Here is a 22,690-nt window from a genome sequence, read left to right as displayed (position 1 = left end):
AGAACATACAAAAACACCGACGCCGTGGCGTCGGTGTTGAGCAGCCATCCAAACCGATTTATTCGGCGGCGGGTTCCGCTTTGACTTTCTGACGTAGGCGGATGTTCAAATCTTTCAGCTGCTCGGGGCTGACTTCGCCCGGTGCATTGGTCATCAAACAGGCAGCGCTTTGGGTTTTCGGGAAGGCGATGACTTCACGAATAGTTTTGGCACCGACCATCAGCATGACCAAGCGATCCAAGCCAAAGGCTAAGCCACCATGAGGCGGTGCACCATACTGAAGTGCATCCAGCAGGAAGCCAAATTTCTCTTGGGCTTCTTCTTCACCGATGCCTAGAATCTCAAACACCGTGCTCTGCATGGTCTGATCGTGGATACGAATAGAGCCGCCGCCCAATTCGGTACCGTTGAGCACCATATCGTAAGCGCGTGAAAGCGCATTGGCGGGGTCTGCCTTGAGCTCTTCCGGTGTGCAGGAAGGCGCGGTAAAGGGGTGGTGCAGCGGGCTCAGGCGACCACTGTCGTCGGCTTCAAACATTGGGAAGTCGACTACCCACAGTGGCGCCCACTCTTGAGTATAGAGTTCCAGATCAGCACCGAGCTTGACGCGCAGCGCGCCAATGGCTTCGTTAACGATACGGGCTTTATCGGCACCGAAGAAGATGATGTCACCATCTTCTGCGCCCACGCGGTCGAGCAGCTCTTCAACGATGTTTTCCATAAACTTGACGATCGGAGACTGCAGACCTTCAAGCCCTTTGGCGCGCTCGTTGACCTTGATCCACGCCAAGCCTTTGGCGCCGTAGATGCCGACAAACTTGGTATATTCGTCGATCTCTTTGCGCGATAGCTTGGCGCCGCCGGGTACTTTCAGCGCCGCTACGCGGCCATCATCCGCGCTGGCGGGGCCAGAGAAGACTTTGAAATCGACTTGCTGCATCAGGTCGTCGACATCGGTCAGTTCCAGCGGGATACGCAGATCCGGCTTATCGGAACCGAAGCGGTCCATCGCTTCCTGCCAGGTCATGCGCGGGAACTCAGGGAGTTCGGCTTTTAGCACGTCCTGGAAAAGCTGACGAATCATGGCTTCGGTAATGCCCATGATGTCGTTCTCTTCCACAAACGACGCCTCGATATCAATCTGAGTGAACTCAGGCTGACGGTCGGCGCGCAGGTCTTCATCGCGGAAGCACTTGGCAATTTGGTAGTAGCGGTCAAAACCCGCCACCATCAACAGCTGCTTAAACAGTTGCGGCGACTGAGGCAGTGCAAAGAAACTACCCGCGTGGGTACGGCTAGGCACCAGGTAATCACGAGCACCCTCTGGCGTAGCGCGGGTGAGTACCGGCGTTTCGATATCCAGGAAGCCTTGGTTTTCGAGGTACGCGCGCACGTTATGAGAAATACGCGAGCGCAGACGCAGCTTCTCGATCATATCCGGGCGACGCAGATCGATATAGCGATGCTTTAAGCGCACTTCTTCGCCGACCTTGCCATGCTCATCCAGCTGGAATGGCGGGGTAACGGCGGTATTGAGCACTTCAACGTCTTTTGCCAACACTTCAATCATACCCGTCGGCATGTTGGCGTTTTGGGTGCCTTCTGGGCGCAGCCGAACGCGACCAGTGATACGCAGGACAAATTCACTGCGGGCACGGTCGGCATTAGCGAATGCCTCGGCGGTATCAGGGTCGACCACGAACTGTGCGATGCCGTCGCGATCGCGCATATCGAGGAAAATTACCCCACCGTGGTCACGGCGGCGATGAACCCATCCGCATACCGTAACCGTTTGATCCACCAAAGTTTCGTTTAGCTGGCCGCAATAATGGCTGCGCATGTCAAATCCTGTTCTGTTACGTGGCAATGAGTGTGTCGCGGGCGTCCCGACCCTGACTGCCGCGGCTATGCCGCGGCGCCCTTGTCTTTGGGAGTAACGCTCTTAGCGGTAGCGCTGGAATCGCTTGATTTACCGGCATCTGCAGAGGCAGTTTTGCCATCAGCGGCCAGGTTCTTTTTGCTACCCGTTTTGAAATCAGTTTCGTACCAACCGCCGCCGGCCAAACGGAATCCCGCTGCCGAGACAAGCCGTTCCAAGCCATCACTTTGGCATGCAGGGCAATCCTTGAGAGGATCGGCGCTAATTTTCTGCAATTTTTCCATGCGATGGCCGCAGGCCTTGCACTCATATTCATAGATGGGCATCTTAATGACTCCTAATAAGCTCAACCCTGACAAGCTTAGTTCTGACAGAACTGATTCTAACGACTCAGCTCTAAGGAAACAGCTCTGACAAATCCAGTTCTATCTAAAAGACTCGTTCTGAAAAGAAAGAACAATGGCGAACACAAACGCTGCCAGGCTGCAATATGTGGCCAGTCGGGGTAAATTCCAAGGCTGCGGTTGATAAAGCGCCGCCATTATACCCTTTTGTGCCCCCTGACGAGCAAGGTTATACAGCCCCCTGCGGTTAATGGAGAGAAGAAAATGCCCCATGCGGTGATACTGGATGCGCAAAGTCTCGGCCCCGAGATCAATTTGGCCGCCATTAAAGAGACGGTTTCAAACCTTGAGGTGTTTGAGCAGAGTACCACGCAACAAGCGCGGGAACGCCTTGCTAACGCCGATGTAGCGATCGTGAACAAGGTAGTGCTGGACGCCGAAACGCTGCAGCAACTGCCAAAACTGCGGCTAATATGCGTATTGGCGACAGGTCTCAATAATATCGATCTTGAAAGCGCAAAAGAACACAACATTGAAGTTAAAAACGTCGCGGCTTACGGCACTGCCAGCGTTTCCCAACACACTTTGATGCTCATGCTCGCGTTAGCCAATCGTCTTCCCCAATATCAGCGCGATGTCGCCGCAGGCGAGTGGCAGCGTAGCGCCTTCTTCTGTTTGCAGGATTACCCAACGCTCCAACTGGCAGGTAAACAGCTAGTGATGGTCGGACAAGGCGAGTTAGGTACCGAAGTAGCACGCTTGGCGGAAGCCTTTGGCATGCAAGTCACCTTCGCCGCCCGCCCCGGCAACGAAGCTAATGATAAGCGCCCTGCCCTGGACGACCTGCTTCCCGATGCCGATGTTATCAGCCTGCACTGCCCGTTGAGCGAGGCCACCAAGCACTTGATCAATCGGGAGCGCTTAACGCGCGCCAAGAACTCACTGCTACTGGTCAACTGCGCCCGCGGCGGGGTTATCGATGAAGTGGCAGCGTTAGAGGCGCTGCGTAGCGGCAAGCTGGGTGGATTAGGCGTTGATGTACTGCCCGCTGAACCACCCAGAGATGGGCACCCACTGCTGGATGCACTCAGCGAGCCGCTAAACTTAATTGTCACGCCTCACAACGCCTGGATTACACCAGAAGCGCGCCAGAATATTGTTAGCCTGACAGCTAACAATATCCTTGAATGGAAAGGTGCCCAATAGAGACCTGCCTCTCATTAGAGGCTCCCAATAGGCTTTACTGGGTGGCAAAGTGGCTCGGGGCGCGGCAGTTATCCAGCACCTCGAGCTCTACATGGGTAACTTGTGCACCTTCTGAGCCCTGCCATAGCCATTCGCTTAGCAGCTTGACTGCGTCGGAGTGACCACACATCAACACTTCAACCCGGCCATCGGGCAAGTTTTTGGCATAGCCGGTGATACTGTGCTGAAGAGCTTTCTCTTGGGTGGCACGGCGATACCAGACACCCTGCACCTTACCGGTCACAAGGGCACGTACACAGCAATCACTCATACTTATCTCCTTACCTTGGCGCTTCTTAACGGAGTGTTAAACAAACTCGCGTTTGACAATCACTGCGCTGTTGCGCGGAATCAGCGGGCGGCCACGGCGTAACAGCAGTGAGCGGGTGAACGCCGCCCCAAACAGCAATATTAGTGAACTGTAGTAGACCCAGAGCAAAATCATGACCACCGACCCGGCGGCACCATAGGTAGATGCTGTAGCCGTATACGCCAGGTAAATCGCGATTACACTGCGCCCAATAGTAAACAGTACGGCAGTGACGACAGCACCAATCAACACATCTTGCCAGCGCAACACAACGTCGGGAAGTACTTTAAAAATGGTGGCAAATAGTAAGGTAACAACAGCCAGCGAGACCAGCGACTCAACTGACGTTGTCAGCAAGCTGGCATAAGGCACCAAATTATCGGCGGCCTGGAGCATACCGCGCAAAACGACACCTAATACCAGCGATACCATCAGTATGAATCCGATGGAGAGCACCACTGTTAACGATAGCAATCGACTTTTAAGAAAGCGTAAAGCGCTATTAGAAGTGGGCTTTGCCGTTACGCCCCAAATGGTATTGAGCGAAAATTGCATCTGGGCGAAAACGGTTGTTGCACCAATCACCAGGGCTCCTACGCCCAATAGCGTTGGCAGGATACCCGACTCCTCAATCCTGGATTGAGCGACGGCGTCTTGAATAGCGACAGCTGCGTCAACCCCTAAGGTACCTTGCAGTTGCGCTACAATTTGTCCCTGAGCCGCCTCTTCTCCCATCACGACACCGATAACTGTGACAGCGATAATAATGGTAGGCGCCAATGAGAAAAGTGTATAGAACGCTAGCGAACCTGCGTAGCTAAAGGCATTACGCTCCAACCATAGTGACGTGGCGTCTTGGACTACTTTCCACCAAAAGATAGCGGCGCGTTTAATCATATTCACTCCCTGTGCTCTGGGTAACGGGGCTTTTTATAAGCGTTATCAACATCCTATTTTTCTAGCATACCTAACCACAGCGTTTAGCGCAGTTTTCTGGTAGGTTGCATCTCTGAGTTCACCAAACGAAAAAGGAAGCTTGGATGGCCACTGATACTTCGCGCTCTGCGACTGCCTGCGATTTCGACTGTTTGGTGTTTATTGGCCGTTTTCAGCCGCCACATCTGGGGCATCTCGCGGTCATTCGTGAAGCGCTCAAACGCGCACGGCAGGTCATTGTGTTGGTAGGCTCTTCTTGGCAGGCTCGCTCACTGCGTAACCCCTGGCGATTCGACGAACGACAAGCCATGCTTCGCGCGGGATTTGACGACGCCGATAATCAACGCTTGGAGATCACCCCGCTACTCGACGCCCTCTATAACGACGATGTTTGGGTGCGCGATGTGCAGCGCAAAGTGCGCGATTTAGCTGCACCTGCCAATGCTCGCCTACCACGTATTGGCTTGATCGGAGCCAGCCGCGGCCAGTCAAGCTACTACCTTTCACTGTTTCCTCAGTGGGAGTCTGTCAGCGTGCCGTCGGTGGAGGGGATTTCAGCCAGCCAAATACGTGAGCGACTGTTTCGCTCGCCGAGCTCAACGAATGACTACCTGAGTACCGGCGCTTACCACGATTTACCGCCAGGGGTGGTGGAGAGCGTCAAACACTTTTGCAATGAGGGCGCCTATCAGCGCCTGATCGAAGAGCAGCAGTTGTTGGATCAGTACCGTCAGGCCTGGGCTCACGCGCCCTACCCGCCTATTTTTGTCACGGTCAACGCAGTGGTCGTGCAGTCAGGCCATGTGCTGCTGGTACGACGCACGGCGGCACCGGGCAAAGGCCTTTATGCCCTGCCGGGAGGGTTTATTAACCCCCATGAACGGCTGCTGGATGCTTGCTTGCGTGAACTTCGCGAACGCATTCGCTTAAAGGTTCCTGAGCCTGTACTCAAAGGCTCGCTGCGTGGGCAACGCCTGTTTGATGAACCCCACCGCAGCTGGCGCGGGCGCACCTTGGCGGAAGCTTTCTATTTTGCGCTACGCCCCGATCAGCAGCTGCCACGCCTAAAGCCCGTTAAAGGCGGTGATCATGCGCGCTGGGTAGCACTTGCAGATCTCGAGCCCGACAGCCTGTTTGAAGATCACTTCTTCATCATTCAGAACTTTTTAGGGCTACCCGCAGATTTTGGCAGTAGCTAAACGTCAACAGGCCCTAGGCTTGTAGGAAATCCCGCGGCAGCTTCATCATCTGCCGCCATAAACGCTCTACGCCGGGCTTATGCACCATCGAGCAGCGATATAAGCGGATTTCCAGGGGGATATCCCAGCTAGGGTCGCCTGCCCTCACCAAACGGCCACTTTTCAGCTCTTCACGAATACAAAAGTCGGGGATCCATGCGACGCCAACGCCTTGTAATACCATTCCCTTCAGGCCTTCAGCCATGGCCGTTTCATATACCGTACGCAGCTTCATACGCAGCGGGTCATTTTTCAGCAGCATGCGCACACTGCGCCCTAAAAAGGCCCCCTGGGTGTACGAAAGATAGGGAATGGAGGTGTCGTGCTGGAGTGAAAACTTTGCTTTCCCATGCTCGTCGGGTAACGAAACGGGCAGCATATTGACCTTACCAATTGAGAAAGAGGGGAATACTTCAGCGTCCAGTTGCATCGTCGCAAAAGGGTCATAGTAGGCGAGCATCAGATCACAGTTGCCCTCTCGCAGCACATGTATTGCCTCGCCCACATTCATGGCCACCAAGCGGGTCGGCAACTCGCCCAAACCCTGCTGCAGGCGAGAGATCCAAGGCGGATAAAAACTCAACGCCAGGGAGTGCGCCGCGACAATATCCAGCGCCTCATTGGCGATAGAGAGACCGCGCAAATGGCTAAGCGATTCGTTTAACTGTTCGACCAGATTGCGCGCAGTAACCAAAAACAGCTGCCCTTCGGGCGTTAACCCGACGGGGGTAGTTGAACGATCTACCAAGGTGACATCAACGGCCTGCTCCAACGCGCGAATACGGCGACTAAAGGCCGGCTGGGTCACGTGTCGCTGGCGTGCTGACGCAGAGAAGCTGCGCGTATTGGCTAGCGCTACAAAATCTTCCAGCCATTTTGTTTCAAGATTCACCCCATGACTCCTTGTCTCACCCTGCGTTTGAGCATCTCGATTTTCCTTTTAGGCTGACGTATCTATTGAACCGGGGCCATTAAATAGGCCGCCCGCGAAACGACTTTCATCCATACCGGGCGCTGGTTAATTTCATCGATGGTGACACGCCGACAGTGAGCAAAGTCTTTTTCCAGCATCGCCTCGACGCAGGTAGCAAAATCACGACTTGGAATAAACGCGGTAATCTCAAAATTTAACCTAAACGAGCGATTATCCAAATTGACTGTCCCTACCGTGGCTGCTTCGTTGTCTACCAGCATGACTTTTTGATGTAAAAAACCAGGGAGATAACGGTATATTTTAACACCTGCCCTTAACATATCGGGTAGAAATGAGAATGCAGAGAGAAAAACCAGCAAGTGATCGGGGCGCTCTGGAATCATTACCCGAACGTCGACGCCGCGCATCGCTGCAAGCCGGAGCGCATCCTGAACTCCCTGGTCAGGGACGAAATAGGGGCTGGTCACCCACAGGCGCTGCTTGGCACTATGAATGACCTGCTGGACGAGCAGGCTGGCGGTGTCCTGACGGTCGGCGGGCCCAGAAGGCACGATCACCACATGATGGTCGGTGGCAGAGGATGACGTGTCGGCCATCCAGTTCAGGCTAATCACTTCATCCGTCGCCCAGTGCCAATCCTCCCAAAATGCCTCCTGCAAGCCCAGTACGCTGGGTCCTGCAAGCTTGAGATGGGTATCACGCCAAGGCCCGTGCCGTGGGTTCTCGCCGAGATATTCGACCCCAATATTAAAGCCCCCTATCCAGCCCTCCTTGCCGTCTATTACCGTTATTTTGCGATGGTTGCGAAAGTTAAGCTGAAAACGGTGCTTAAAGCCTCGCGATGAGCGAAAGGCACTCACGGCCACCCCATCGCTGATTAAATCATTGAGGTAGCTATCGGCTAACTTGCGGCTACCCACTTCATCATAAAGAAAATAGACCCGCACGCCGCGCCGGGCAGCACACTGTAAATGGTGCTTCAAACGTTGCCCGAGAGCGTCGTCGCGAACAATGAAGAACTGCACCAAAACATATTTTTCCGCCCGGTCAATACCATCGAACAGGCTTTCAAACGTTGCTGGCCCGTCAATGAGCAGTGTCGCTTGATTGCCATGGGTTAACGGCATCATGGCAAGCTGCTCGACCGCCTGAATATCGGCGTTGGTAGAGGGCGCAACGTAGGGTTGAACGTTAGCCCGGTAGTGCACTAGAACCCGGCGTAGCACGGTGTCCCGCTGGCCGCGGGCAGACACATAGCCATAAAACCTTGGACGCCCGAAAAACCAGTACGCTGGAAGCGCGACATAAGGGAACGTCAGCAGCGAGATGATCCATGCCACGGCCCCCTGAGAGGTGCGACTAGACATCAGCGCCATAATGGCTGAAACGATGCCAAGCAGGTGTATCAGTAAGATGCTGGTCCCTAGCAACCAGGAGGTCATAGTCACGTCCTTATAAAGCCCTCACATAGAACAAGGCCTCGCCGTCAGCGAGGCCCTTATGCGTCTAAAGCCTAATCAACCTTACCACTCCATTACGCCGATTGGGCAATAATCTCTTTCCACTTCGCAGGCCCGGTTTGATGTACCGATGTGCCCAGGCTATCAACGGCGACGGTCACCGGCATATCTTCAACCTCAAACTCATAGATTGCTTCCATACCTAAGTCTTCGAAGCCCACTACCCGCGATTTTTTAATCGCTTGAGCGACCAGATAAGCCGACCCACCGACCGCCATTAAGTACACCGCTTCATTGTCACGGATAGCATCAATAGCGGCTTGGCCACGCTCTGCTTTGCCGACCATGCCTAACAGGCCAGTCTCTTCCAGCATAGTGCGGGTAAATTTATCCATCCGCGTGGCGGTAGTTGGGCCAGCGGGGCCAACGACTTCGTCACCAATGGGATCAACCGGGCCCACGTAGTAGATAAAGCGACCTTTCATATCCACGGGCAGCGGCTCGCCTTTGGCCAGCATATCGACCATGCGCTTATGAGCAGCATCGCGCCCCGTGAGCAGCTTACCGTTCAACAGCAGCGTATCACCAGGCTGCCAGGTTTTAACCTCCTCAGGCGTCACCGTATCAAGATTGACACGTTTGACGTTTTCACCCGCCTCGCGAGTGATTTCCGGCCAATCCTCAAGCTTCGGCGGCTCAAGTACCGCGGGGCCAGAGCCGTCAAGCGTGAAATGGGCATGACGGGTCGCCGCGCAGTTGGGAATAATCGCGACGGGCTTGTTGGCCGCATGGGTTGGATAGTCTTTGACTTTAATATCCAGCACGGTGGTTAAGCCGCCTAACCCCTGGGCACCGATACCGCTCTTGTTGACCTTGTCAAACAGTTCTAAACGCAGCTCTTCGGCACGGTTGCTGGGGCCACGGGCCTGTAGATCCTGAATATTGATAGGATCGAGTAGCGCTTCTTTGGCAATCAGCATGGCCTTTTCGGCGGTGCCGCCGATGCCAATCCCCAGCATCCCGGGTGGACACCAGCCAGCGCCCATCTTCGGAAGCTGCTCCATCACCCAATCAACCACACTGTCGGAGGGATTCAGCATGGCGAACTTGGATTTTGCTTCGCTACCACCGCCCTTCGCCGCTACGTGAATATCGACCGTATCGCCGGGCACAATCGAGTGGTGAATAATCGCCGGGGTGTTGTCTTTGGTATTGGCACGCTTGCCGTCGGGATCCGCCAGCACCGAGGCGCGCAGGATATTATCGGGGAGCAAATAAGCGCGACGAACACCTTCGTTAATCATGTCGTCCAGGCTCATGTCCGCTTCCCAGGTAACGTTCATGCCCACGTGAACGAATACGGTGACGATGCCAGTGTCCTGACAGATTGGACGGTGCCCGGTGGCGCACATGCGTGAGTTAATCAAAATCTGTGCGATGGCGTCTTTGGCGGCAGGGTTCTCTTCGCGCTCATAGGCGGCGGCCATGGCGTCGATGAAATCTTTAGGATGGTAGTAAGAGATGTACTGCAGAGCATCGGCAACGCTTTGAATAACGTCGTCCTGGCGAATCACGGTCATAGACTAATAGCTCCTAGGTTATCGTCTAGTCAGCGGCTTCCCCTCCGCGCCCGCGGAGGTGCCGTCTTAGCGTGCTACCAGTATACCGTATTGGCACTTACGCAGCAGCAATCCCTGGCACCTATATGACTACTATGGTTAGGGCTTTAGTCGATGGTATCTCTTAAGCAAGATAACGGTATAACCCTACTCACGCCGACTGACAATATGGGCATAAATAAAGCCTGCGCGCCCCGACCCTTTTGCGCTCGATCACCGTTCCACAGCGGGGGCACTCTAGCCCTGCTCGCTCGAAAACCGCAAAACGCCACTGCCTGCGCGGCTCACCCGCTGCTTTAGCCTGAGCAATCCAGGCCTCACGATTAGTAACACCTGCGGCTTGGTAGGCTTGCCGGGTAACATCAATGATGCAGTCAGCCAGAGTTTGCTGCTGTTCTGGGGTTAAATCCACCGGTCGAGCGCTTGGCGGAAGCTGGGAGAAAAAAAGGATTTCAGAGCGCAAATAGTTGCCCAGCCCGGCGACCAACCCCTGATCGAGCAGCAGTGCCCCCAGGCTGCGTTTATGAAACTGCTTTAAATTCAGCCGCTGCTGCACATCGGAGGGAGCCACGTCTTGACTCAGTAGATCAGGGCCCAAGCGGGCTAAGAAAGGGTGTTCGGTGAGATGTTCTGCGTGCCAGAGGGAAATATCGGAGGCGCTATAGAGGCTGGCGCAGTGCCCTTCTGCGCTCAATCGAACCCGCAGCGCTCGCTTGGTATTAGGCGGCTTATCCTCGCTATGCAGCTTCCAAACACCATAAAGTTGGTTGTGGGAATAAAGCACGCGCTGATCGGCAAACCGGACCAGCATTGCTTTACCCCAGGTATCTACTCGGGCAACCCGAACACCAATAAATGAGGCTGCCTGCTCGGCAAGTTCTGGAAAGGCGAACCAGGCATCGTCGATCACCCGTCCACCTATCTGCTGCTCAATACGATCCGCCGCGCGGCGAATTTCTGGGCCTTCTGGCATACCGCTAGCCCAGCGCCAGCTGTTTGTCTTTCATTTGATGGAGCTGGTCGCGAAGCCGAGCCGCCTCTTCGAACTCCAGATTTTGTGCTGCCTCAAACATGGCGTCTTCGAGCTTGCTGATGGCGCCCAACAGATCATGCTTGCTCATCGTGGTGACATCATACTCGGCGGCGCTTTCCGCCACCTTGCGCTCATTACCACGCCGACGGCTGTTCTTCTTGCCCGGCGCCTGGGCGGCTTCAAGGATATCGGCCACTGAGCGGGTAACCGTTGTTGGCGTAATACCGTGTTCTAGGTTGTGTTCGGTCTGCTTGGCGCGACGACGCTCGGTTTCATCAATCGCCTTGCGCATCGAGTCAGTAATCCGATCACCGTAAAGAATCGCCTTGCCGTGGGCGTTACGGGCAGCGCGGCCAATGGTCTGTATCAGCGAGCGTTCGGCACGCAGAAAGCCCTCTTTATCGGCGTCGAGAATCGCCACCAGCGACACTTCGGGAATATCCAGGCCTTCGCGCAGCAGGTTGATACCCACCAACACATCAAATTTGCCCAGGCGTAAATCGCGAATAATCTCAACCCGCTCGACGGTGTCGATATCCGAATGTAAGTAGCGCACCCGAATGCCGTGCTCATCAAAATACTCGGTCAGGTCTTCCGCCATACGCTTGGTTAGCGTGGTCACCAGTACTCGCTCGCCTACCGCAGTGCGCAAGCCGATTTCCGAAAGCAGATCGTCGACCTGGGTACTGGCCGGACGCACTTCGATTTCGGGATCCAGCAGCCCGGTGGGACGCACCACCTGCTCAACGGTCTGGCTTGCGTGCTCCCCCTCATAGCGGCCTGGGGTTGCGGAAACAAAGATGGTTTGTGGTGAAATGGCCTCCCACTCTTCAAACTTCATGGGCCGGTTATCCAACGCCGAAGGCAACCGGAAACCATACTCGACTAGGGTCTCTTTACGCGAACGGTCGCCTTTGTACATACCACCTACCTGGGGCACGCTGACGTGGGACTCGTCGATAAATAGCAGTGCGTCATCGGGCAGGTAATCAAAGAAAGTAGGCGGTGGCTCGCCGGGGGCACGCCCAGAGAGGTAGCGGGAGTAGTTTTCGATACCGTTGCAGTAACCCAGCTCCAGCATCATCTCAATATCGTAAAGTGTGCGCTGCTCAAGACGCTGTGCTTCTACCAGCCGTTCATGCTTACGCATCCACTCCAGTCGCTCTTTGAGCTCCTCTTTAATGGCATCAATGGCGCCCAGAATCGTTTCCCGGGGGGTGACGTAGTGCGATTTTGGATAGATAGTCATCCTTGGCACCTCCCCGCGGACAGCGCCGGTGAGCGGATCAAACAGTCGGATAGTGTCGATTTCGCTGTCAAACAGCTCTACCCGCACCGCCTCCTCGTCAGAGTCGGCAGGAAAGATATCGATCACATCGCCGCGCACCCGGTAAGTACCGCGGCGGAAATCCATATCATTACGAGTGTACTGAAGCTCGGCCAAGCGCCGCAGGAAAGCGCGCTGGTCAATCAACTCGCCGCGAGTGAAGTGCAGACGCATCTTTAAGTATTGGTCGGGGTCACCCAAGCCGTAAATCGCTGACACTGATACCACAATCAGCGCATCGCGCCTTTCTAGCAGTGCCTTGGTGGCCGAAAGCCGCATCTGCTCGATATGGTCGTTTATCGAGGCATCTTTCTCGATAAAGGTATCCGAGGAAGGCACATAGGCTTCCGGCTGGTAGTAGTCGTAGTAGGAGACGAAATACTCTACGGCGTTATCCGGGAAAAACGCCTTGAATTCGCCATACAACTGGGCAGCCAGGGTCTTATTCGGCGCCATCACGATGGTCGGGCGCTGCTGTTGTTCCACAACATTGGCCATGGTGAAGGTTTTGCCCGACCCGGTCACGCCAAGCAGCGTTTGGTGAGCAAGCCCAGATTCCAGGCCACTAATCAGCCCTTTAATAGCAGCAGGCTGGTCGCCAGCGGGCTGAAATTTTGACTGCAATCGAAAGGCTTTGCTCATCGGTGCTCCTATAAAAGATATAATTTAAACTAACCGGGTGGCGATCTCGACCGTAGACTGGGTCATCAGGCGTTGAATCGGGCAGCGGTGGCTAATATCTTCCAGCCGGGCGCGCTGTTCGGGGTCTTCAATACCGTGCAGTGTTAATGCCACGTCTAGCTTGTAGATGCCCTTTTTTTCCTGACTATCGTCCCGCTGCACGGTGACGGTAATGCCCTCAAGCGGCCACTCTTTACGCTTGGCGTACATCTGCACGGTAACCGCCTTGCAGGTACCCAGAGCAATATCGAAATAGTCGTGGGGATCAGGGGCACTGCCCTCGCCACCTACTATCGGTGGCACATCGGCATATAGATCTTCCAAACCATTGACTTCAACTCGCTGCCTAAAGACATGGTTGCGTTCACTGGTCACGGTAATGGGAGGGTGCATTAGGATACCTTTACGCCTAGCTTGAGTTTTTCAATGGCATTAATCAGCGTCTCGCGTTTTGCCCGGCCGTCCACATCGGCACCATGGCGCCCCACTTCGGCACTATCAACGCCATCAAGCATCATGAGTGCAGTGGTGATTTTGTTCACCTGATCGACCGATTTAACACCCTGGAATGTCAACGACTGCTGTGCCATAGCGTTTCCCTACCTGTTGCCCTGTGCAAAACTGATACAAGAGAAAGAGTCTAGCACGCTAATGGTGCCTTGCAATCAGTGACGACTGCCCACACCTAATAGCATTCAAGGCACTTTTACTTTTACGTACTGAATGCATCACTATCGAACGCTTTCCCACTTTTGCAGGAGTTTTTATGGCGACCGTTACCGCTAGCACCCCCGCCCTTGGCAGCGTCCGCCTTAACCACTTAGCCGCGCTGGATGTGAAGGGGGCGGATGCAGAAAAGTTCCTACAGGGCCAGACCAGCGCCCAAGTCAGCTTGGCCGACGGGCACTTTGCGCCGCTCACCTGTTTCTGCACGCCTAAGGGCCGCATGCTGGCCAACGCCCAGCTAATGCGCTTGGGCGAAGAGCATTATCGGCTACTGCTCAGTAATACCCTATTGGATAGCCTAGAGAGTCATCTTAAAAAATTCGCCGCTTTTTACCGTGCTGAACTAACCAGCCAACGCGACCTAGTATTCATTGGTGCCAGCGATGAGGCCCAATCGCTTGCGAATCAGCTGGGCCTGACGCTAGCTGATCAAGTAGGCACCCATACTAGCAACGATCAGGCCTGCGCAATCCGCTACCCTGGTGAGACACCGCGCTGGCTATTGTGTTTCGCAAACGACAGCAAGGTCGATTTAGCGTCGGCTCAGGATGACCAAGCGGGCCGTAACGCTTGGCAGCTTGAGGATATTCGTAGCGGTTTGGCGTGGCTAACCGATACCCAACAGGATCACTTCCTGCCCCAAATGCTGAACTGGGAAGCGCTGGGCGGCATTAGCTTTAAAAAAGGCTGTTACACCGGCCAGGAAGTCGTCGCCCGAGCACACTTCCGGGGTCAGGTGAAAAAGCGCTTGATGCGTATTAGCTTAGAAGCCGACTCACTGCCCGCAGCAGGTGCTAGCGTGGTTAATAGTGACGATAAAGCGGTAGGTGAAGTGGTGGTCAGTGCGTTTAATCATCAAGGCGGCGTCGAATTACTGGCAGTCATGAGCACCAAAGTCGCCGAAGAAACTATGCAACTTTATTTAGATGGGGTGCCAGCGACACTTCTCACGTTACCCTATACGATTGAACGCGTTGACCCTGAACAGCTGGCAGTTAGCCTTAACGGCTAGGCTTACTCTAGGTTGAAGGCAAGCCAAACAGCGTCGCGGCGGTATTACTGCTCTGAGCTGCGACCTGCTCCTCTGTTTGCCCGCGCAGTGCGGCAACAACGCTGCATACCTCAGCCACTCGACATGGCTCATTACGCATGCCCTGGTAGCCGCTAAGCGGCATATCGGGGCTGTCGGTTTCCAGCACAAAGGCATCGTCAGGCAGTCCCTCAACGGTTCGCCGTAACCGCCTGGCGCGTTCATAGGTGACTGCGCCGCCCAACCCCAGCTTGAAGCCCAGATCGAGAAACTTGGTTGCTTGCTCAATGGAGCCTGAGAAGGCGTGAATCAGCCCTGCCTCTGGAAGCGCAAGCTGGCGTAGGCGCTTGGCGACCTTATCGTTGGCGTGGACACAGTGCACCACTACCGGCAGAGAATGCTGTTTCGCTAGCTTCAGCTGGACATCAAAGTAGTGCCACTGCGCTTCAAGCGTGTCGGTAAAGCGACCATCAATACCGCACTCGCCCACTGCTACTATCTCAGGGTGCTCAGCGAGCAAATGATCAAGCGCGTTGATATCCGACGCTTGATGCTCATCGACAAAGTAAGGGTGCAAGCCCAAGCATACCGACGTATCCGGCCGCTCGCCGAGCGCCAGCACCTGCTGCCAGCGCGAACGGGTCGTCCCCGGTACCACAAAGTGCACGACACCCACTGCCTTAGCGGACTCGAACACCTCAGCCCGATCATCATCGAACTGGGTAAAATCGAGATGGCAATGAGCATCTATCAGCATGGGAACGCCTGACATATAGGGATTAGTGCTCGCGGGTAGGCTGGAAGCGAATATCCGGCCAACGCTCCTGAGTCATCTGCAGGTTCACCCGGGTAGGCGCAATGTAGGTGAGATAACCACCGCCATCGATCGCCAGGTTGGCGCTGGCCTTGCGCTTGAACTCTTCCAGCTTTTTGGCATCTTCACAGTAGACCCAGCGAGCTGTCTGGACATTGACACCTTCATAGAGGCAGTCGACCTTGTACTCCTCCTTGAGACGGTGGGCGACCACATCGAACTGCAGGGTACCTACGGCGCCGAGAATCAGATCGTTGTTGTCCATCGGCATAAAGACCTGGGTAGCCCCCTCTTCGGAAAGCTGCTGCAAGCCTTTTTGTAGCGCCTTCATCTTAAGTGGATCTTTAAGCCGTACGCGCTTAAATAGCTCGGGGGCAAAGTGGGGTATGCCGGTAAAGCGCATATCTTCGCCCACGGTAAAGGTATCGCCGATCTGAATCGTGCCGTGATTATGCAGGCCAATAATATCGCCGGGCCAAGCCTCTTCTACCTGGGAGCGGTCGGAGGCCATAAAGGTCAAGGCGTCGGCAATTTTAACGTCCTTGCCGATACGCACATGGCGCATCTTCATGTTCTTTTCGTACTTACCCGAGCAGACGCGCAAAAAAGCGATGCGGTCGCGGTGATTGGGATCCATATTGGCCTGGATTTTAAACACGAAGCCGGTGAAACGCTCATCATCAGATGTAACTACCCGAGTATCGGTTTCGTGGGCCTTGGGCGGCGGTGCGTACTCGACAAAGCCATCCATCATCTCGCGCACCCCAAAGTTACCCATGGCGGTACCGAAATAGACCGGCGAAAGCTCACCCCGGCGATAAGCCTCCAGATCAAATTCATGGGAGGCGCCACGCACAAGTTCTACTTCCATACGCAGCTCTTCGGCCTGATCTTCCCCAAGCACAGCATCCACTTCGGGATTATCCAAACCCTCAATGCGCTTATCCTCGGGAATGCGGCTACCCTGCCCCTGGGTATAAAGATGAATCACGTCGTTATAAAGGTGATAAACGCCCTTAAAGTGGCGACCCATGCCAATCGGCCAGGTCATCGGCGCACACTGGATATTGAGTACCGTTTCAACTTCATCCATCACCTCAATGGGATCACGGATATCGCGATCCATTTTGTTGATGAAAGTGAGAATCGGCGTGGTGCGCAGACGACACACTTCCATCAATTTAATGGTGCGATCCTCAACACCTTTGGCGCCGTCGATCACCATCAAGGCAGAATCAACCGCCGTGAGCGTACGGTAGGTATCTTCAGAGAAGTCTTCGTGACCCGGTGTATCCAGCAGATTGACGATGCGGCCGCCGTAGGGGAACTGCATCACCGAGGTCGTTACCGAGATCCCCCGCTCCTGCTCCATCTTCATCCAGTCTGACGTTGCATGGCGATCGTTACGCTTGCTCTTCACCGAGCCGGCTAACTGGATGGCATTCCCAAATAGCAGCATTTTTTCGGTAATGGTGGTTTTACCGGCGTCGGGGTGCGAAATAATAGCGAATGTCCTGCGAAGCTCGGCTTCACGGGCTAATTGAGTCTCTTTCATTGTGCCTCTTCAAATATAGGGTCTCATTCGCAGCACTCACTCAGCAGCTTTCGCTAACTGGCCACCGCGCGTTGAGCCATGTCCATTGCGACAATTGTAACGCTTGGAGGCGGCTGTTGTCGCGGGTGGCGTCAAATGTGACGCTCTTGAAAAAGGCCAAAAAAAACGCTGAACAAGTCAGCGTTTTAATCTTACAAAGTGGCACAAGGCCGATGTTAACCACCACCAAAGCCGGGGGCTAGGCGAAGGTATTTACCTGCGTACCTAGGGTGCCCTCTTTAGCTAGATCTGGCTGCGCGCCAGTATCGGCAGAGGCCATTATTTCAGTTACTTGATCAGCTTGCGTATCCAAAGCTTCTTTGAAAACCTGCATTTGAGCCTGTTCGGCGGTTTGCGCCTGATTCATATACAGCGATGCACTGACTGAACTGCTGATGCCTACATCCATATATCCACCTCATGGTGTGCAAATGTACTTATAAACTAGCAAAGCATTAGATCACGCGCAAAGATACCGTCTCTATTACTGGTGCTAGCGTCTATTACTATCGGCCTAACTCGCCTGATCATTAATAAATAAAGCGCTAGTTAGAACCTATCAGCACGAAATGGTGCCATATCGATGGCCGTGGGCTGCCCCTCCATCATATCCGCCATTAGATGACCGGTGGCGGGCCCCAGAGTGAACCCCTGATGGCCATGGCCAAAGGCAAGCCACAACCCTGGATGCCTTGGCGCAGGCCCAATCACTGGCTTCATATCGGGCAAACAGGGGCGCGCGCCTTTCCAAGGGGCGTCATCGCGTCGCTCGCCCAAGGGGAACACGCTGCGTGCCACTTTCTCGGCGGCGCCCAGTTGATTGACATCAGCAGGCGCATCCAAGCGATCCAGCTCAGCGCCGGTAGTCAAGCGAACCCCTGCGTTCATCGGCGCCAGCAGGTAGCCCACCTCGGCATCCATAACCCAGAAATTTAGCTTGGCTGGCGCTTGAGGCGCGTAGTGCATGTGGTAGCCACGTTTTACAAAGGTAGGAAAGTGGTAGCCCAATTCTTTTAGCCAGCTTCCCGCCCAGGGCCCTAGCGCCACGACGACGTCATCTACTTCTAACGCTTCAGCAGCGGTATTGACCTGCCAGCGATCACCCATTTGCTGAACCGACTTGATATCCGACTGCAAAATACGCCCGCCATCATTACTAAACGCTTGGGCGTAAGCCGCGACCAACCCACCTGGATCAGCAACCGTCCAGGGATCAAGCCAGTGAATTGCGCCGATAATGGTGTCACTCAAAGAGGGCTCTTTCTGCGCAAGAGCCGCCTTATCCAGTTGCTCAAACTGCACGCCATAAAGGCGCCGTGCTTCTTCGGCCTCGGTTATCCGCGCAGCAAGTTTTTCAGGCGTGCGATATAGCTCAAGCCATCCCTGCCTGCGCACCAAGTGCTCAGCGCCTGCGGCTTCAATCATCGGGCCGTGGGTTTTTAGCGAAAGCTGAATCAGTGAGGCGTATTCCGGCACGATTTTCTGGTAAGTCTTCGGCGCTGAGTTCATCCAGTAGCGCAATAGCGGGGAGGCGGCGTTGACCATACCCGCGGGGCGGTAACGAATATCTACCCGACGGTTAGGTAAAACGCTGAGGAGCGTTTTAACGTCGCGGGGAAAAGGGTAAGGCCTTACCGCTTCCCGCTGAATGATACCCGCATTGCCAAACGAGGTTTCGCGGCCAGGCTGAAGGCGATCTACTAGGGTCACCTCATGCCCACGCTGGCGCAGATGCCAGGCAATGCTGACACCGACCATGCCTGCTCCCAAAACTACCGTTTGACGCGCCATCTTGGTGCACTCCCTTTTCAGCGTTTATGAACCACAATTGAAGACCTATAACTAATTGAAAAATATCACCAATCAATGCGCATTAACACAGTAGAAAACGCTATTTTATTTCTAAAAATCAGTAATTAATGCTGCCATTAGCGTTAAAAAGGATGACTTCACTATTAGCGGCATAACAATTGCTTAGTTTCTATTAGGAAACCTGAATAGCAGTCAGTTAGCACCGGTGCAACGGTTCCCCCTCCTTCCGCTTAAAACAAACAAAGCACCAAAAAGAAGCGCACTTGCACCAAAAGATACTAAGGAAAACACCATGCCTGCCACGCTAAATTTGGACAGCTCGTTGCTCGATATGCTCTGGGTGCTCTGGGCCGCTGCTCTGGTATTTGTGATGCAAGCTGGCTTTCTCTGCCTGGAAGCGGGCACTACGCGCACCAAGAATGCTATCAACGTCGCTATGAAAAACGTAGCGGACTTTGCCATTGCCGTCAGTATTTTTTGGTTAGTCGGTTTTGGTCTCATGTTTGGCGACTCTCACCACGGCTTAATCGGCACAACGCTGTTTGGTTGGCAATTAGAAGCCTCCAGCCACTGGGTGATTACCGTTTTTATTTTCCAAGCAATGTTCTGCGCCACCGCCGCTACCATTGTGTCGGGCGCAGTGGCAGAACGTATGCCCTTTTTAGCCTATACCTGGACGGCCCTCTGGATAGCCTTGGTTATCTATCCGGTTTTTGGGCATTGGGCATGGAGCGGGCTTTTGGATGGCGCGGAAGGCTGGTTAGGGGCGCTAGGGTTTGTCGACTTTGCGGGCTCCACGGTCGTACATAGCGTAGGCGGTTGGGTCGCCCTGGCAGCGGTACTGTGTATTGGGCCACGCAGCGGACGCTTCAGCCACGGTAAACCACCTACTGCCTTCCCTTCAGGCAACTTACCCCTCGCCATGTTAGGCGCACTGTTTATGATCTTAGGCTGGTTTGGCTTTAACGGCGGTAGCACCCTGGCCGTTACCGAGCAAATACCCAGCATAATAGCCAATACTGTTTTGGGCGCCGTCGGCGGCATCCTTTCGGGCATGCTGATGGGGCTACGCACTCGGCGCTACGCCGACGTTATGTATGCGATTAATGGCGCCATTGCGGGCTTGGTCGCCGTCACCGCCAGCGCTCATGTGATCTCCTTATCGGCGGCATTTGGGCTGGGTGCGGTTAGTGGCGTACTGATGGTACTGACCAGCGAATGGCTGATAAGCAAACATATTGATGATGCAGTCAGCGCCATACCCTCGCACCTCGTCGCGGGCGTATGGGGTACGCTAGCACTGCCTTGGGTCGCTGACTTAACACTGATGGATAGTGGCTTGTCGCGATCCGCTCAGTTTGGCGTTCAGTTGATCGGTGTTGTGGTGTGCGGCGTTTGGAGCTTTGGCAGCGCCTGGCTACTGTTCCGCATTACCCGGCGCTTCCTGCCCATACGCGTCTCACCTGAAGCAGAAAAGATGGGCCTCAATCTCGCCGAGCATGGCGCCAAAAATGAGTTGAACCAACTGCTTGAGCATATGCGCCAGCATGAACAGCAGGGTGATATGCGCCAGCGAATTGACGCCAACCCGTTTACCGAAGTGGGCGAAATAGCGGCGAGCTATAATCGCGTAACCGCTGCCCTTGAAAGCGCCGTTGGACATACCCGCGTGATGCTTCGCAATCTCCGCGATGGCGTGATTACCTGGCAGGCAGACGGCACCCTGACCAGCCTTAACCCTGGAGCGGAGCAACTCTTCGAGGTCGACGCCAAACAGATTATTGGCCAACCTGTCTCGCAGCTATTGCCAACCCGCTCCCTCAGCCCCGGAGCACGCCATGAAATTAAACGCCGCTGCGCAGATATGCAGGTGCGCCACCTGGAAATACAAGTCAGCGAAGGAGCCAGCGGTTCCGCGTCAGAGCGCTCAGGGATGGTGCGCGATATTACCGAGCGCAAACAGCTGCAGGAGCAGTTAAACCGCGAACGCGACCTTGCCCGTACTACCCTGGCATCGATCGGTGATGGCGTTATTACCTGCGACGCTAGTGGCAACGTAACGTTTATCAATGCGGAAGCTAAGCGCTTGACCGGATGGACACTCGAAGAGGCCATGGATAAACCCATTTACGTGGTGTATCAACTACTCGATGAAGCCAGTGGCCAACCGCTAAACAACCCGGCCCGGCAAGTGCTCACTCAACTAACTCCGGTGCACTCCACCGAGCACTGCCTACTGGTCAGTCGTGATCACTCGCATACCCCCATCCAACACAGCGCTTCACCAATACGTTCGCGCAGCGGCATTACCTTAGGTGCAGTGGTCGTTTTTCAGGATGTTAGCCTCACTCGCCAGTTGACCGAACAGCTGAGCTATCAGGTCAGCCATGACAACCTGACCGACCTGCTCAACCGCCGCGCCTTCGAATCAGCACTGACTGCGCTACTTAATCGCGACGATGGCCACCATGTGCTGTGTTACCTGGATCTCGATCAGTTCAAAATCGTCAATGACACCTGCGGCCATCTCGCTGGAGATGAGCTGCTGCGCCAATTGGCGTTAAAATTTAAAGACCATGTGCGCAGCAGCGATATCGCCGCCCGCCTGGGTGGCGATGAATTCGCTTTGTTGCTACCCGATTGCGGTATAGAGCGAGCATTGACGATTGCGGAAGCGTTACGCTGCGATATTGAGCAGTATCGTTTTTCTTGGCAGGGCCATACCTTTGGTATCGGCGTAAGCATTGGTTTGGTTGAACTCAACGCCGCTCAGCCCATGCAGTTGAGCCAGGCTCTCCACGCCTCTGACGCTGCGTGCTACGCCGCGAAAGAGGCAGGCCGCAATCGCATCCACTGCTATCAGCCTGACGATCATGCATTACTGGAGAAACACGGCGAACTGCAGTGGGTACAACGCTTGCAAAATGGCTTGGATAACGACACCTTCCGTCTTTTCGCCCAACCCATTGCAGCCATTTGCGCCACTGGCCCTGGCTACCGGGAAATTCTGCTGCGACTTGAAGAGCATGGAGAGATCATCGCGCCAGGTAGCTTTCTACCCGCTGCCGAGCGTTATCACTTTATGGAGCGCATTGACCGCTGGGTGATTCGTAACACCCTAGCTTGGCTAGGGGATCAAAACCGCCATGCGACGCTGCCACCTCACAGCTTATGGGGGATCAATCTTTCAGGTGCGTCGCTTTCCGATGCGGATTTTTGTCACGACCTTATTACTCAGGTCGCCATGGCAGGCCTGCCCCACGGCACGCTCTGCTTTGAAATTACCGAAAGCACCGCCATTGCCCAACTCTCAAGCGTGAGTGAAATAATTGTCACCCTTAAAGAGTACGGCTGTCGCTTTGCACTGGATGACTTTGGTACCGGCCTCTCCTCTTTTAGTTATTTGAAGCAGTTGCCCGTCGATTATTTGAAAATTGACGGTAATTTTATCCGCAATGTGCATCAGGATCCGATTGATCGGGCGATGGTTGAGGCGATTCATGCCGTCGGCAAGGCGTTAGGAATTGAAACCATTGCTGAATTTGTGGAAACCCAGGCAACGCTGGATATTTTGCACCACATGGGAATCAACTACGCGCAGGGGTATTTGCTGGGCAGGCCTGAGCCGCTCACCCATATGGCGGGTAACCGCATTAAGGTGATGCCGCGCTAGCTACAATAAAGGGGGAGTCTAAAAGCCAGAAACAC

General features: G+C 54.6%; 19 protein-coding genes. 4 read left to right on the top strand and 15 right to left on the bottom strand.

Annotated elements, in window-relative coordinates:
* Positions 1-58: 58 nt before the first annotated feature.
* Both aspS and ACW17M_RS06035 read right to left on the bottom strand, forming a co-directional pair.
* Positions 59-1,840 carry an aspartate--tRNA ligase gene (gene aspS, locus ACW17M_RS06040; RefSeq protein WP_022523491.1) on the bottom strand — a complete coding sequence of 594 codons (1,782 nt, stop codon included), beginning with the start codon at positions 1,838-1,840 and terminating at the stop codon, positions 59-61.
* Positions 1,841-1,905: 65 nt separating this feature from the next.
* A complete protein-coding gene (locus ACW17M_RS06035; protein WP_027959416.1) occupies positions 1,906-2,205 on the bottom strand; it encodes an FmdB family zinc ribbon protein in 300 nt (99 codons plus the stop codon).
* A 282-nt stretch (positions 2,206-2,487) separates the two neighbouring features.
* Here ACW17M_RS06035 and ACW17M_RS06030 point away from each other — a divergent pair, with 282 nt between their 5' ends.
* Positions 2,488-3,429, top strand: a complete 942-nt coding sequence (locus ACW17M_RS06030; protein ID WP_159176782.1) for a D-2-hydroxyacid dehydrogenase — start codon at positions 2,488-2,490, stop codon at positions 3,427-3,429.
* Between the two features lie 34 nt (positions 3,430-3,463).
* Here the strand turns inward: ACW17M_RS06030 and ACW17M_RS06025 are convergent, their stop codons facing one another.
* Together ACW17M_RS06025 and ACW17M_RS06020 are read right to left on the bottom strand one after the other, a co-directional pair.
* Positions 3,464-3,739, bottom strand: a complete 276-nt coding sequence (locus ACW17M_RS06025) for an acylphosphatase (protein ID WP_027959414.1) — start codon at positions 3,737-3,739, stop codon at positions 3,464-3,466.
* Positions 3,740-3,775: 36 nt separating this feature from the next.
* Positions 3,776-4,675, bottom strand: coding sequence for a YihY/virulence factor BrkB family protein (locus tag ACW17M_RS06020; RefSeq protein ID WP_027959413.1), 900 nt, complete (start codon positions 4,673-4,675; stop codon positions 3,776-3,778).
* 143 nt (positions 4,676-4,818) lie between these two features.
* Between ACW17M_RS06020 and ACW17M_RS06015 the strand changes: the two genes are divergently transcribed.
* On the top strand, positions 4,819-5,913 hold the full coding sequence (locus ACW17M_RS06015) for a bifunctional nicotinamide-nucleotide adenylyltransferase/Nudix hydroxylase (protein WP_022523496.1): 1,095 nt from the start codon (positions 4,819-4,821) through the stop codon (positions 5,911-5,913).
* Positions 5,914-5,926: 13 nt separating this feature from the next.
* Here ACW17M_RS06015 and ACW17M_RS06010 read toward each other — a convergent pair whose 3' ends face one another.
* The 7 genes from ACW17M_RS06010 to ACW17M_RS05980 all read right to left on the bottom strand — a co-directional run bounded on the left by ACW17M_RS06010 (position 5,927) and on the right by ACW17M_RS05980 (position 13,596).
* On the bottom strand, positions 5,927-6,844 hold the full coding sequence (locus tag ACW17M_RS06010; RefSeq protein ID WP_009286686.1) for a LysR substrate-binding domain-containing protein: 918 nt from the start codon (positions 6,842-6,844) through the stop codon (positions 5,927-5,929).
* A gap of 62 nt (positions 6,845-6,906) precedes the next feature.
* Entirely contained in the window at positions 6,907-8,328 is a 1,422-nt protein-coding gene (cls, locus tag ACW17M_RS06005; protein WP_138801036.1) for a cardiolipin synthase, read from the bottom strand.
* 92 nt (positions 8,329-8,420) lie between these two features.
* On the bottom strand, positions 8,421-9,926 hold the full coding sequence (locus tag ACW17M_RS06000; protein WP_022523498.1) for a fumarate hydratase: 1,506 nt from the start codon (positions 9,924-9,926) through the stop codon (positions 8,421-8,423).
* Positions 9,927-10,116: 190 nt separating this feature from the next.
* Entirely contained in the window at positions 10,117-10,938 is an 822-nt protein-coding gene (gene nei, locus ACW17M_RS05995; protein WP_457547046.1) for an endonuclease VIII, read from the bottom strand.
* Between the two features lie 4 nt (positions 10,939-10,942).
* A complete protein-coding gene (gene uvrB, locus ACW17M_RS05990) occupies positions 10,943-12,967 on the bottom strand; it encodes an excinuclease ABC subunit UvrB (protein ID WP_009286682.1) in 2,025 nt (674 codons plus the stop codon).
* 24 nt (positions 12,968-12,991) lie between these two features.
* Positions 12,992-13,399 carry an OsmC family protein gene (locus ACW17M_RS05985; RefSeq protein ID WP_457547045.1) on the bottom strand — a complete coding sequence of 136 codons (408 nt, stop codon included), beginning with the start codon at positions 13,397-13,399 and terminating at the stop codon, positions 12,992-12,994.
* Positions 13,399-13,596, bottom strand: a complete 198-nt coding sequence (locus tag ACW17M_RS05980; RefSeq protein WP_007114205.1) for a hypothetical protein — start codon at positions 13,594-13,596, stop codon at positions 13,399-13,401. Before ACW17M_RS05980 ends, ACW17M_RS05985 begins: the two co-directional genes overlap by 1 nt.
* 176 nt (positions 13,597-13,772) lie before the next feature.
* On the opposite strand from ACW17M_RS05980, the gene ygfZ reads away from it, so the two are divergent.
* Positions 13,773-14,744 carry a CAF17-like 4Fe-4S cluster assembly/insertion protein YgfZ gene (ygfZ, locus tag ACW17M_RS05975; RefSeq protein WP_009286681.1) on the top strand — a complete coding sequence of 324 codons (972 nt, stop codon included), beginning with the start codon at positions 13,773-13,775 and terminating at the stop codon, positions 14,742-14,744.
* Between the two features lie 7 nt (positions 14,745-14,751).
* On the opposite strand, the gene ACW17M_RS05970 is transcribed toward ygfZ, so the two are convergent.
* From ACW17M_RS05970 to ACW17M_RS05955, 4 genes are all read right to left on the bottom strand, one after another.
* Positions 14,752-15,519, bottom strand: coding sequence for a TatD family hydrolase (locus ACW17M_RS05970; RefSeq protein WP_027959408.1), 768 nt, complete (start codon positions 15,517-15,519; stop codon positions 14,752-14,754).
* 22 nt (positions 15,520-15,541) lie between these two features.
* Positions 15,542-17,131, bottom strand: coding sequence for a peptide chain release factor 3 (locus ACW17M_RS05965; RefSeq protein WP_009286679.1), 1,590 nt, complete (start codon positions 17,129-17,131; stop codon positions 15,542-15,544).
* Positions 17,132-17,369: 238 nt separating this feature from the next.
* The gene (locus ACW17M_RS05960) at positions 17,370-17,579 is read right to left on the bottom strand and encodes a putative motility protein (protein ID WP_022523503.1); all 210 of its coding nucleotides are present in this window, start codon (positions 17,577-17,579) and stop codon (positions 17,370-17,372) included.
* 140 nt (positions 17,580-17,719) lie between these two features.
* Entirely contained in the window at positions 17,720-18,961 is a 1,242-nt protein-coding gene (locus ACW17M_RS05955) for an NAD(P)/FAD-dependent oxidoreductase (protein ID WP_009286678.1), read from the bottom strand.
* A 313-nt stretch (positions 18,962-19,274) separates the two neighbouring features.
* Between ACW17M_RS05955 and amt the strand changes: the two genes are divergently transcribed.
* Entirely contained in the window at positions 19,275-22,655 is a 3,381-nt protein-coding gene (gene amt, locus ACW17M_RS05950; protein WP_342583985.1) for an ammonium transporter, read from the top strand.
* The last annotated feature ends 35 nt before the right edge of the window (positions 22,656-22,690 follow it).

The sequence above is a fragment of the Vreelandella sp. 2A-K22 genome, assembly GCF_054065485.1.
The sequence above is the reverse complement of the archived record's forward strand: the minus strand, read 5'-3'. Positions and strand labels throughout refer to the sequence as shown.

Excerpts from the sequence above, each read along its gene's own strand:
- aspS (WP_022523491.1), bottom strand. The coding sequence starts at position 1,840 with ATGCGCAGCCATTATTGCGGCCAGCTAAACGAAACTTTGGTGGATCAA.
- ACW17M_RS06035 (WP_027959416.1), bottom strand. The coding sequence starts at position 2,205 with ATGCCCATCTATGAATATGAGTGCAAGGCCTGCGGCCATCGCATGGAA.
- ACW17M_RS06030 (WP_159176782.1), top strand. The coding sequence starts at position 2,488 with ATGCCCCATGCGGTGATACTGGATGCGCAAAGTCTCGGCCCCGAGATC.
- ACW17M_RS06025 (WP_027959414.1), bottom strand. The coding sequence starts at position 3,739 with ATGAGTGATTGCTGTGTACGTGCCCTTGTGACCGGTAAGGTGCAGGGT.
- ACW17M_RS06020 (WP_027959413.1), bottom strand. The coding sequence starts at position 4,675 with ATGATTAAACGCGCCGCTATCTTTTGGTGGAAAGTAGTCCAAGACGCC.
- ACW17M_RS06015 (WP_022523496.1), top strand. The coding sequence starts at position 4,819 with ATGGCCACTGATACTTCGCGCTCTGCGACTGCCTGCGATTTCGACTGT.
- cls (WP_138801036.1), bottom strand. The coding sequence starts at position 8,328 with ATGACCTCCTGGTTGCTAGGGACCAGCATCTTACTGATACACCTGCTT.
- ACW17M_RS06000 (WP_022523498.1), bottom strand. The coding sequence starts at position 9,926 with ATGACCGTGATTCGCCAGGACGACGTTATTCAAAGCGTTGCCGATGCT.
- nei (WP_457547046.1), bottom strand. The coding sequence starts at position 10,938 with ATGCCAGAAGGCCCAGAAATTCGCCGCGCGGCGGATCGTATTGAGCAG.
- uvrB (WP_009286682.1), bottom strand. The coding sequence starts at position 12,967 with ATGAGCAAAGCCTTTCGATTGCAGTCAAAATTTCAGCCCGCTGGCGAC.
- ACW17M_RS05985 (WP_457547045.1), bottom strand. The coding sequence starts at position 13,399 with ATGCACCCTCCCATTACCGTGACCAGTGAACGCAACCATGTCTTTAGG.
- ACW17M_RS05980 (WP_007114205.1), bottom strand. The coding sequence starts at position 13,596 with ATGGCACAGCAGTCGTTGACATTCCAGGGTGTTAAATCGGTCGATCAG.
- ygfZ (WP_009286681.1), top strand. The coding sequence starts at position 13,773 with ATGGCGACCGTTACCGCTAGCACCCCCGCCCTTGGCAGCGTCCGCCTT.
- ACW17M_RS05970 (WP_027959408.1), bottom strand. The coding sequence starts at position 15,519 with ATGCTGATAGATGCTCATTGCCATCTCGATTTTACCCAGTTCGATGAT.
- ACW17M_RS05965 (WP_009286679.1), bottom strand. The coding sequence starts at position 17,131 with ATGAAAGAGACTCAATTAGCCCGTGAAGCCGAGCTTCGCAGGACATTC.
- ACW17M_RS05960 (WP_022523503.1), bottom strand. The coding sequence starts at position 17,579 with ATGGATGTAGGCATCAGCAGTTCAGTCAGTGCATCGCTGTATATGAAT.
- ACW17M_RS05955 (WP_009286678.1), bottom strand. The coding sequence starts at position 18,961 with ATGGCGCGTCAAACGGTAGTTTTGGGAGCAGGCATGGTCGGTGTCAGC.
- amt (WP_342583985.1), top strand. The coding sequence starts at position 19,275 with ATGCCTGCCACGCTAAATTTGGACAGCTCGTTGCTCGATATGCTCTGG.